The organism is Synechococcus sp. A15-62, assembly GCF_014280075.1.
Classification (GTDB): domain Bacteria; phylum Cyanobacteriota; class Cyanobacteriia; order PCC-6307; family Cyanobiaceae; genus Parasynechococcus.
Map to the genome: position 1 here is coordinate 940777 of NZ_CP047950.1, position 10469 is coordinate 951245.

At 58.2% G+C, this 10469-nt stretch carries 12 protein-coding genes and 1 pseudogene; 11 read left to right on the forward strand and 2 right to left on the reverse strand.

Translation table 11 applies throughout. The features are described 5' to 3' along the window. Positions 1-49: 49 nt before the first annotated feature. Genes SynA1562_RS05290 through SynA1562_RS05300 form a run of 3 tightly spaced genes read left to right on the forward strand, consistent with a single transcriptional unit; the run spans position 50 to position 1705 of the window. Complete coding sequence (locus tag SynA1562_RS05290; RefSeq protein WP_186495038.1) at positions 50-715, forward strand: SDR family oxidoreductase; 666 nt, start codon at positions 50-52, stop codon at positions 713-715. A gap of 15 nt (positions 716-730) precedes the next feature. Then, positions 731-1504, forward strand: coding sequence for a J domain-containing protein (locus SynA1562_RS05295; RefSeq protein WP_186495039.1), 774 nt, complete (start codon positions 731-733; stop codon positions 1502-1504). A gap of 45 nt (positions 1505-1549) precedes the next feature. Continuing rightward, positions 1550-1705, forward strand: coding sequence for a hypothetical protein (locus SynA1562_RS05300; RefSeq protein ID WP_156783015.1), 156 nt, complete (start codon positions 1550-1552; stop codon positions 1703-1705). Positions 1706-1759: 54 nt separating this feature from the next. Here SynA1562_RS05300 and SynA1562_RS05305 read toward each other — a convergent pair whose 3' ends face one another. Next, on the reverse strand, positions 1760-1864 hold the full coding sequence (locus SynA1562_RS05305) for a DUF4278 domain-containing protein (RefSeq protein WP_186495040.1): 105 nt from the start codon (positions 1862-1864) through the stop codon (positions 1760-1762). Positions 1865-2370: 506 nt separating this feature from the next. On the opposite strand from SynA1562_RS05305, the gene SynA1562_RS05310 reads away from it, so the two are divergent. The 6 genes from SynA1562_RS05310 (at position 2371) to SynA1562_RS05335 (ending at position 5803) form a co-directional block, all read left to right on the forward strand. Further along, entirely contained in the window at positions 2371-2562 is a 192-nt protein-coding gene (locus SynA1562_RS05310) for a hypothetical protein (protein ID WP_244272209.1), read from the forward strand. A 9-nt stretch (positions 2563-2571) separates the two neighbouring features. Beyond that, positions 2572-3219, forward strand: a complete 648-nt coding sequence (locus SynA1562_RS05315; RefSeq protein ID WP_186495041.1) for a ParA family protein — start codon at positions 2572-2574, stop codon at positions 3217-3219. Between the two features lie 126 nt (positions 3220-3345). Next, positions 3346-3552 carry a hypothetical protein gene (locus SynA1562_RS05320; RefSeq protein ID WP_186495042.1) on the forward strand — a complete coding sequence of 69 codons (207 nt, stop codon included), beginning with the start codon at positions 3346-3348 and terminating at the stop codon, positions 3550-3552. A 21-nt stretch (positions 3553-3573) separates the two neighbouring features. Beyond that, entirely contained in the window at positions 3574-3726 is a 153-nt protein-coding gene (locus tag SynA1562_RS05325; RefSeq protein ID WP_186495043.1) for a hypothetical protein, read from the forward strand. Then, the gene (locus SynA1562_RS05330; protein ID WP_186495044.1) at positions 3719-3928 is read left to right on the forward strand and encodes a hypothetical protein; all 210 of its coding nucleotides are present in this window, start codon (positions 3719-3721) and stop codon (positions 3926-3928) included. Before SynA1562_RS05325 ends, SynA1562_RS05330 begins: the two co-directional genes overlap by 8 nt. Before the next feature lie 240 nt (positions 3929-4168). After that, positions 4169-5803, forward strand: a complete 1635-nt coding sequence (locus tag SynA1562_RS05335; protein ID WP_186495045.1) for an FAD-dependent oxidoreductase — start codon at positions 4169-4171, stop codon at positions 5801-5803. 2 nt (positions 5804-5805) lie between these two features. Here the strand turns inward: SynA1562_RS05335 and SynA1562_RS05340 are convergent, their stop codons facing one another. Further along, on the reverse strand, positions 5806-5988 hold the full coding sequence (locus tag SynA1562_RS05340; RefSeq protein ID WP_186495046.1) for a hypothetical protein: 183 nt from the start codon (positions 5986-5988) through the stop codon (positions 5806-5808). Between the two features lie 867 nt (positions 5989-6855). On the opposite strand from SynA1562_RS05340, the gene SynA1562_RS05345 reads away from it, so the two are divergent. Both SynA1562_RS05345 and SynA1562_RS05350 read left to right on the forward strand, forming a co-directional pair. Then, positions 6856-7029, forward strand: a complete 174-nt coding sequence (locus SynA1562_RS05345) for a hypothetical protein (protein ID WP_186495047.1) — start codon at positions 6856-6858, stop codon at positions 7027-7029. 300 nt (positions 7030-7329) lie between these two features. Next, positions 7330-8988, forward strand: a pseudogene (locus SynA1562_RS05350) (iron uptake porin). The last annotated feature ends 1481 nt before the right edge of the window (positions 8989-10469 follow it).

Below are 10469 nucleotides of genomic sequence, written 5' to 3' on the forward strand. Positions count from 1 at the left end.
AGTGGATCGACGCAAGAGCCGGCAGGATGGCGGTTGCTGAAACCTCCCGATGGCGACGTTTCTGGTCACCGGTGCCAACCGTGGGATCGGCTTGGAATACTGCCGGCAGCTCAAGGCCCGGGGTGATGACGTGGTGGCGGTTTGCCGTCAAACCAGTGATGAACTCGAGGGTTTGGGGGTGCGGGTGGAAGCCGGCCTTGAGTTGAGCGATAGCCAAGCCATTGATGACCTGGTGCAGCGTCTAGATGGTTTGCCCCTCGGTGGCGTCATTCTCAATGCCGGGATTTTGCAGTCGATGGGCCTGATGGATTTGGATCCCACCGGGATTCGACGCCAGTTTGAGGTGAATGCCCTTGCTCCTTTGCTGCTGGCCAGGGCGTTGGTGGATCAGATGCCCAGTGGCGCCAAGTTGGTGCTGATGACCAGCCGCATGGGATCCATCGACGACAACAGCTCGGGAGGTTCCTATGGCTATCGGATGTCGAAGGTGGCCCTCAACATGGCTGGAAAATCGTTGGCGATTGACCTGGAATCGCGGGGCATCGCCGTGGCGATTTTGCATCCCGGATTGGTGCGCACCCGCATGATTCGCTTCAATCCCAGCGGGATCCCCCCCGAGCAGTCGGTGAAGGGTCTGCTGGCACGGATCGATGGCTTAACCATGGCCACCAGCGGCAGCTTCTGGCATGCCAATGGTGAGTTGTTGCCGTGGTGAGACGGGAGACACGCTTTGGGCTTTGATCCGCGGCATTGGTCTGGTGGACGCCCTGAACAACGGGTCACCAGCAATGTTGAGGCGTTGCTGGCGGAGAACGATGCTTTGCGTCGCGAGGTGTTGCGGCTCAACCGTGAGTTGGAGCGATTGCAACGCCAACGCATTCGCACGCAAGCAAGATCCCATCGCCCCTGGAGTGAGCCATCGGCTCAAGCTCCACCACGGATCAGCAGCCAACAGGTGCGGGCATGGGGGCACGCCCTTGCTCAGCAGCAGGGATGGACGGCACTGCGTCAGCGGGGTTTGGAGCTGTTGATTGAGCAGCTCAACCGGAGTGGTTTTCCTGCCCACTTAAGCCTTGAACAGCGGTTGGATCGGTTGGTTCCGGGGCTGGGAACAGATCTCCTGGCGGCGGTGGGTGCCAAGCCGAACAAGCAAACAACGGCAGTTCTGGCGGCGTTTGCCTTGTTTGGGGTTCGCGCCAGTGAATGGCTGGATGAGGATCCACAGCGTGTGGTGGAGCAGCTGCGTCAGCGTCAGGAGCAATCCGGTTCCAGACGGCAGGGGCGCCGCACCCGAACAGACCAGCGTCAAACCGATCGTCCGGAAAATGGCCATGCCCGTGATCCACGCCGTGCAGCTTTAAAGGTGTTGGGCTTGGATGCCAACGCATCCCTGGCGGAGATCAAGCAGGCGCATCGAAAACTGGTGAAGCAGCACCATCCAGATCTCGGTGGTTCTGCTGAGGCGTTTCGACGCGTCAATGAGGCGTATCAGTCGTTGGTTTAGTAACGCCTTGGTTCGATAACGCCGCCTTTGCCGTGTTGATCGGTCTTGTCCGATGATTTGAAGGAGCAACAGGTGGTGTTGATGCCGGTGGAAGTTGGTGTGGTGCTGATTGGTGCTGGCTTTGCCGTGGCTGTGTCCCTCGCCGTCGCCGTTTGGTTTGAACGTTGGAAGGCAAGACAGCCCGATCCTGAAGGCGAATGAGCCATAAAAAAAGCCCCGCTTTGGCGGGGCTTGAAAGAGGTCGTCGTGCTGTTGTCAGCGAGCGACTTTCTGACCGCGGTAAACAAGAACAGGGCGTTGAACATTGGAAGCAGCAGCGTTGCTCTGGTTGTACTTCTGGCCGCGATAGGTCAGGGTCATGATGAGTTCCTCGAAGCAAGCTCAGGTCCCCGTTCCATGGCCTGAGTCGAACTGCGCCTCGCCGAAGACGAGGTGAACGTGATTGCGTAGCAGTTGCTACAGATCCTTTATAGAAGGACTGTCAATGCGCGTGTCGTTCGTGCTGTTACAAAACAGGAATTCTGTTCGGCTCAGGCTGTTTGGTACAGGCCTCCAAGTGGTTCAAGCACGTTTGGGAGGTGTGTGCACAGGGCGTGGCTTGAGTTGGGGTGCTTTTTGCGTCATCACAGGCTGAAGATGAACTAAATCAATTCTGTCGTTGCTGGGATGGTCGGAATGATGGATCGGCTACCGATCTCGAGGTTCCAGATCTAAACCTTCTGGTCCGGACTCAAAGCTTCCATTAATTTGTTGTTCTGCTGAACAGTTCGGCTGCGATTGGGTGATGCTTGATGCTTACTCAATGTGAAGCTGCTGGCGCTCAGAGATGCCATCCGTACGGTATGGACACAACAGTTTTCGCGGTCATGAACAGCTCTCAGAGCAAGGATGATTGGGTGAAGGCGCAGCAGCACAAGTTCCATAAACCCATTGATGTGGACACCTTGATGTGGGTGCGCAATCGCTTGATGCGCTTGGAAGTGGAGGCCCGTTGGGCCGACCGCATCTGTGTGTTTGAAGAGTTCTTCCCCAACGACGCGATCATTCCGCGCATTTAAACCTCCGCCATGTTTTTGACTGTCTTTGGCCAGAAAGGTGGTGTGGCAAAAACCTGCACCAGCATTCATTTGGCTTGTGTTTGGGCTCAGCAGGGCCTGTCGGTGTGTGTTGTTGATGCGGATCGCAACCGCTCAGCCACCGCCTATGCCGCCCGAGGGATGCTTCCGTTTGAGGTGGTGCCTGTGGAGGCTGCAGCAAAGGCCACCCGCCATGCCCAGGTGATCATCACCGATGGGCAGGCCAGCAGCCACGAGGATGAACTCAAGAACCTTTCGGCCGGAGCAGACCTGGTTTTGCTGCCCACCACGCCGCAGGCGAGATCGGTTGAGCTCACCGTTGAGCTCTCCTCAATCCTTAGGCAGATGGACACGAGACATTCCGCGTTGTTGGTGAAGGTGGACAGCCGAAAACAACGGCTTGCCCAGGAAGCACGCCAAATTTTGGAGGGTTTTGATGTGGATGTGATGCAGGCGGAAATCCCCTTGTTGGCGGCGTTTGAAAAAGCAGAGGTGGAGGGTGTTTGTGTCTCGAATGCTGTGGATGATCGTGGTCGTGCCGATCTGCGCCGCATGGGGGGATGGTCGGCCTACTGCCAGGCCGCTGTTCAGATCCGTGATCGCTTGTTGGCAGCACCGCCTGACGCCATCAGTGCTTGATCAAGAACCACCTCACTTCCTGCATCGGTCGCCAATCAGACAGATCTTCAGCGCTGCAGCCGCAATCCTTGGCTCAGCTGATTGAAGGTTGATGGGACGCAGTTCTTGGTTGAAAAATCCCACCCGTTGCTCAGCAGCATCCACCTGGCAGCCCCCAGCCCAATCCGTTTCTTCTGGTCAGGTGACGGTGAAGCCTTCCTCCGCCGCGGTTCTGCTCAAGGCGCCGAGCATCACCAACAAAGCCGCGTGATCGAAGCCGTTGTGATGCTGGCCATCGGTTTGTCGATGGCCAGCGCGGTTCTTGGCAATCTGAACGACAACGAATCCGTCTAGGTTCAAAAGCTCCTGCTTTTGATGACGAACTTGTTGGCCTTCATGCTCGGACAGCTTGAGATCAGCAATCTCACAGCGGCCTTCCTCCTCCTGGTGGCGCTTGTTTTTGTGGGCAGCTTTGCTGTGGTGTCATTACAGACCGGTGAGCTGATCAAACCGCCCAAAAATGACTGACACGTTTGAGCTGAACGACCGGCAGATCCTTTTGAAAGCATCCAGTGATCGTGTCGTCGCTGAACGGGTGGTGCGTCACATCCAACGGCGCCTTGATGAAGACGATTGGCGTCCCTACACCTGCAAGGCCGATGCCGTTCAAGCTTGGTTTCGTCTCGGCGGGATTCGAGCTCAAGTGCTTAGGGCTTTGAACCTGGTCTGATCGCGCCCTGAAGCTCAGAACGATCCCAGCAACTGGGTCATCGCTGCTGCAGCGCCGATGCCACCAAAGAACAGCACCAACGGCAGGAACACAGGCCAGCGGACGGCTGTATCAGAAGCCATAAAACAATTTCATCTTCGGGCGACGCTATTCATTTCTTCTTCTCTGTGGCGATGCCGACCTTTTCCTCTCCAGAGCTGCATGATGTGAGGCCCACCCAAGCCTCTCTCTCTGTGGTCGATGCCTGAGCCATCCAAGGCTGCTAACGCTGACGTTTCCCATGTGATGGTGATCGGTGCTGGCTGGGCTGGCTGGGGTGCAGCCAAAGCCCTCTGTGAAGCCGGTGTTCGCGTCACCCTGGTCGATGGGATGTCGGATCCCACGGGACGGACGCCGATGCGCACCGCCAGCGGTAAACCCTTCGAAGCCGGCACCAGGGGCTTTTGGAGGGATTACCCCAACATCAATGCGCTGACCGATGAGCTTGGGCTCACCGATGTGTTCACTGAATTCACCACCAGCGCCTTCTGGTCTCCCGCCGGTCTGGAGGCCACCGCGCCGGTGTTCGGTGATGGGCTGCAGCTGCCCAGTCCCCTGGGCCAGGCCATGGCAACAATCAAGAACTTCAAGCGACTGCCTGTTGCCGATCGCCTGAGCATTGCCGGCCTTTTGGTGGCGATGCTTGATCTCAACCGCAACGAGGAGACCTTCCGGCGCTACGACGCCATCGATGCGTTGACCCTGTTCCGCCAACTGGGAATCACGGAGCGGATGATCGACGAATTCTTGCGTCCGATTCTTTTGGTGGGGCTGTTCAAGCCACCGGAGGAATTATCGGCAGCCGTCACCATGGAGCTGCTCTACTACTACGCCCTGGCGCATCAAGATTCCTTTGATGTGCGCTGGATTCGTTCCGGCAGCATCGCCGAGCAGCTGATCGCTCCCCTGGCGGAGCGCTTGCTCAACTCTGGTCTGCTCACCGTTCTGGGAGGAACGTTGGCCACGAGCCTGGATCTTGATCAGCCAGGCGAAGCGATGCGGTCGGTGGAGATTCGCTTCCAAGCGACAGGACGCTCGAGCGTTGTTGATGACGTTGATGCGGTTGTGCTGGCGGTGGGTGCCAAGGGCATGCATGCCCTGATGGCGGAGTCGCCACGCTGCAGTGATGTGCTGCCGGAGCTGGCGGCTGCTGGCGGTTTGGGGGCGATTGATGTGGTGTCGGTGCGGTTGTGGCTGGATCGCACCATCGCAGTCGCCGATCCCGCCAATGTCTTCTCGCGCTTTGATGCCTTGCAGGGTGCGGGCGCCACTTTTTTCATGCTCGATCAGCTGCAGAACGCTGATCAAGATGCACTCTGGGGCGGCAGCGAGCCCCGGGGTTCCGTGGTGGCCAGCGACTTCTACAACGCCACGGCGATCGCAGCCTTGAGTGATCAGGAGATCGTCGACACCTTGCTGAATCAGCTGTTGCCCCAGGTGGTGCCAGCCTTTCGGCTTGCCCAGGTGCTGCAGTTTGAGGTGCGGCGTTACCCGGGCTCGGTGTCGTTGTTCTCCCCCGGCAGTTTCAGCCAGAGGCCCCCGCTGCAGACGGCACTTCCTTCTGTGGTCTGCGCTGGCGACTGGGTGCGGATGGGCGAACGCGAGCACGGTGCCAAGGGCCTGTGCCAGGAACGGGCCTACGTCTGCGGTCTTGAGGCGGCCAATGCACTGGTGCGCAGTGGGGTTGTGAGCGGGGCGAATGCGTCAAGCCGCCAAGAGCATCCGGTGCGTCCGATCCGTCCGGAAGAACCCCAGGTGCTGTTGGGCCGGGCCCTCAACAAGCTTGTGATGGATCCCTTGGAGGCTTTCGGGATCCGTTGGCCTTGGCTGGCCTGAGCTCAGAAATTCAGTTGACCTGAAAGCCAGAGTTCCTGCCAAGACCCTGCGGCTGAGGCATTCAGCGCCATCAGGATGGTCGCGCTGATGCCACCCAGGGTGAGCCCCACCCCCATCATGATCAGGGCGGTCAGTCCTTCCGCTTCGGTGAGCGGTTGCTTTTCGAGAAAGCGACGCTTGGCCATGGCTGCTGATCCGATGCACCCGTTCTGCATCGGCCCAAGGGCACTTGGCAACAGGCCGTATCACTCATTCACGCAGAGCTGCGGGGAGATGACTCAGCGTTGCTTAGGTTGCTGGGCTGCGCTTGACGCCGCCCCGATGGGTTTCATCATGCAGCCATGACTGGTTTGATCTGTGGCATGACCGCCCTGTGGCTCCACGCCTGGTGGTGTTGCAGAACAACCAATTCGCCTGCGGTCAAACGCAGTTGGCCCTACCCGCGCTCGTGGAAAAACAGCGCCGATCTGTATGCGAGGCCCTGTCGCCGTCACCGTCATCTCAGGGCACGCATGCAACTCAGCGCACGCAGCCGCCGCCGCATTGACGGTAGAAGTCCTGTCTTGGTAGCGCAAGCTACTGAAAGCGCTTAAGTTGGCTTGTCTAGATTTTTTCGTTGAACGGCAGCCAATCGGTCGAGGCCAGGAGTGAGAAGCGTCGTCAGCAGCTGATGGGACTGTCGTTTGTGTCTGCGGCTGTTGGTGTCCTCACGTTGTTGACGATCCGTCTGGGCACCTGTTGCTCCTGGTTCGGCTCGCACTGACCTTTTCGGGTTGGCGGCTGGAGCTTAGTGGTGTCAAGTGCCTCGGCAAGGCTGAGGCAGCCACCAGATGTGGTGTCATCAGCCCTTGATTGTGGATGCAGGGCCGGTATGTTTCATTTGTTCCCCATCACCTGGCTTCAGCCCATGCGGCTGAGGCTTTTTTTATCGCCTTCTTTCAAGACTTTGTATCAAGGCAGACCAACTTTCGATTGTCTTAAGTGACATCGCCTGGTGGCAACGGCCACATCGACATCACGTTCCTTAAGTTGAAAAGAAACGTCTTCCATTGATGTCTCCTGCTGAATTGTCGAGCATCAAATGGGAGCAAGATGGTGAGATGTCTGCCCAAGACACCTGGACTTTGGTGAAAATGCTCACCAAGGTGGAAGAGCAAGACAAGGCATCAAGCCTGTTGCATCTGTCGTCGAAACACAGCCATTCCAAGCGGTCCAATCGTCGCTGAGCCGGACTTTTTCTTGTGCGGGTTGTTGGCTCGTTCGATCTGTGCGTGGGCTCGACCTCTTTTTTATGCGCTTGATCCCCCAGCTGAGGGAGGGTGAAACCCTTGGATCTCCCTCAATTGAGGGATGGATGCACAGCATTCGCTGGGACACACCTGGCTTCATTGGCGCCGGGGAGGATGGTCTTAACCGATACATAAACGACCCTTTGCTTGCTCTTACCGACACCGTGATTCCGGGCCCATAGCGTGAGGCCGCTGGCATGTCTTGCCGGCACTTTTCTCTTGGTGTGAGAACCCAAAATGAAGCTTTTCCAGCAACTGCTGGTGGCTCCTGCTGCCCTTGGCCTTCTGGCCAGTGGTGCTAACGCCGCCGAGCTGAACATCAACGGCATTTCTGATTACGCGGCTACTGCCAGTGGCAACAGCCTTGATCAGGTCACCAGCGTCACCCAGTTTTCTGACGTTTACCCCACCGACTGGGCCTATCAGGCTCTGGCCAACCTGGTGGAGACCTACGGCTGCGTCGCCGGCTACCCCAACGGCACCTTCCGTGGCAACCGGGCCATGCCATGACCCGCTACGAAGCGGCTGCCCTGCTGAGCGCCTGCCTCGACCGGATCACTGAAGTGACCGACGAGCTGCGTCGCCTGCTCAAGGAATTCGAAACCGAGCTGGCCATCCTCAAGGGTCGCGTTGACGGCCTCGAGGCCCGCGTTGGCGAACTGGAAGCAACCCAGTTCTCACCACCACCAAGCTCAAGGCCAAAACCGTCTGGGTGGCTGGTGCTACCAACGCCATTGGCGATAACTACAAGACCGGTGGTGAGAAGCGTGCGCGCGATGCTTACAACGCTGAGTACGGCGCCTTCTCCTTCAGCTACGACCTGCGTCTTGGCCTGAAGACCTCCTTCAGCGGCAAAGACCTGCTGTACACCCGTCTCCGCGCCGGCAACATGGGCGACAGCAGCGTGTGGGATGGCAACGGCGTTCCAATGAACAAACTCGATACCGCTGCCCCCGGCGGCAACATCGTTGAGATTGATCGCATCTACTATTGCTTCCCCCTCGGCGACAGCTTCACGGTCCAGGTCGGCCCTCTGACCCGGAACACCGAGATGATGGGCTACAAGGCCAGTGCCTACGCCAAGGGCGGTAGCAAGATCCTTGATTTCTTCGGTGGTTCCCTGGGTACCCCCGGCGTGTGGAACAAGGAGACCGGCGGTGGCTTCGGTGCCATCTACAGCAACAAGAAGCAAGTGGAGAAGGGCAACCCCTACTTCACCGTGGCTGCTAACTACGTTGCCGACTCCGGTGAGGCCAATGACAGCAACCCCAACACGGGTGGCTTCATGACCGATAACTCAGAAGGCAACATCACCACTCAGATTGCCTACGGCAACAAGCAGTGGGGCTTGGCCGCCGGTTATCGCTACGGCCAGTGTGGTGCCAAGTTCCCACCGCTACTGAGTATGCCGCTGGCGGTAAGTACGGCACCCCTTGCACCGTCGCTGATGGCGAGCGCAGCAACGCCGACAGCCACAGCTGGTCTGCCCACGCCTTCTGGCGTCCTGAGGAGTCCGGCTGGATGCCTTCCATCAGTGCAGGCGTCGGTAGCTCCTACCTGACCGGCAACGATGCTTGGGATGACAACACCAACAAGCGGTCCATGGCCAGCTGGATGGTGGGTCTGACCTGGAACGATGTCTTCCTGGAAGGCAACGCCCTGGGCTATGCCGTGGGCCAGCCCCAGTTCGTCTACGAGGTCGAAGACGGCTTTGTGGCTGACGGTGGTTACGCCATGGAGCTCTGGTACAGCTTCCAGGTCGCCGACAACATCCAGATCACCCCTGCTGTGTACTGGCTGAGCCGTCCCTTCGGTGACAACACCCAGAACGTCAACGGCGACTACAAGTCTCTCGGCGTTCTCGGTGGCCTGATCCAGACCACCTTCAAGTTCTGATCAACGGGCCCAGCTTCTGTTGGGCCTTCAGAACAACCTTCCTCACACACACATTCCAAGCCCTCCCGTGCGGAGGGCTTTTTTTTGTGGCTGCGACGACTCCCTGCTGTGAACAAGTGTCTCTGTTGAGCTGGCGGCAACCGGCGTGGCGAGTGGTGCTGCTCTGTGCTGGGGGGGGGGTGGTTTGACCCTGGCTTGATCCATTCCTCTGCAGAATCACTGCATTGATGGGGAGCGTGGTGGCTGGAGCTGGTGTGAATCCTGCTGATCAGCGCTGGGGTTTCTGGCCGCTGCTGCCACTTGGGTTCCAGTTACAGGAACAGGCCTGAGGGGCTTGTCCCTGATTTGTCCCTCATTTTTTGTGCCATTGGGCTGAATGATATGCAAGTGGAGCCTTCTATCCGCTGAGCTGATCTCAGCCACACGGATCACCAGGCTTGTTTCGGATGACCGACGACCGGTGGCATTGGATTGGCGAGCTTCCCGCTTCATGGTTCTGGACCATGCACTTGGATGGCCACGCCGTTCCAACAATCGGTCGCTCTGCCTCAGAAGGCAATGAGCAGGACAGCTGATTGCCTGATGCCCCACCGCTCCCGAGAGTGTGTGCATCGAGATCGGAGGAGCCCATGACGGCCGACACTCCACCTGAGCAAATCGCAGAAGCAGCCTGACTTTTCTGGCCCCTGCTCCAACTTTTCAACCCAACCGTGAGCGCCTCGTCTGTGACGACACTGATGTGCGTCTGATCAGTCGATACTCCTCTGCACCGTTCGTCTAGGTGCCCCGTAGGAGTCCCGCTTCACACCTGGTCCAAATGGCCCCAGGGTTGCCACAAGCCAGACGCTTCGACCTTTTTCTTTCAGTCCCATTGCCAAGGAGATCCCCAAAGGCAACACGTACTGACTAGGTCGACTGCAATGCATAAACGAGCGAGTTAGGCCGTCTCTTCCATCTGGGAGGGGCGGCCTCCTCTTTTGTTGAAGTGCAGGTGAGCAGTTCCCTAGGACGCCTTGCCGTTTTTGCACGGGCGTTCACCTCGCTTCAACTTGAGCCACATCGCTTTCTCAAGCGCCGTCAGCTTTGGATCTGTCTCATGCATTGCAGCTTCCGCACGTCGCCTGGCCGCAATGATGAAGCGGTCTGTCTTATCGACTCCGTCGAATCCCATGTCCCTAAAAAGGACGACACTTGCAAGGTAGACATACGAATCGTGCGTGCATCGAATGCCAGTGAGCCCTCACTTCAAGCGATGGCCAGAGCTGACTGGGACTTCAATCGCGCGACCAAATCTTGGCCGTTGCGAATGATTTCTTTCACGCCGATGCCTGTTCAGTCGTGTCATCGAGGACATCTTGCTGAAGCTGCTGAACAGCGCAGAGGGCTTCATGCGCTGGCCATCCATGGACGTCCATCAACTCCTTAACAAGCGCATCAGGGGCCTGAGTGATCGAGGAGCGAATGGCATTGACGACTTTGTT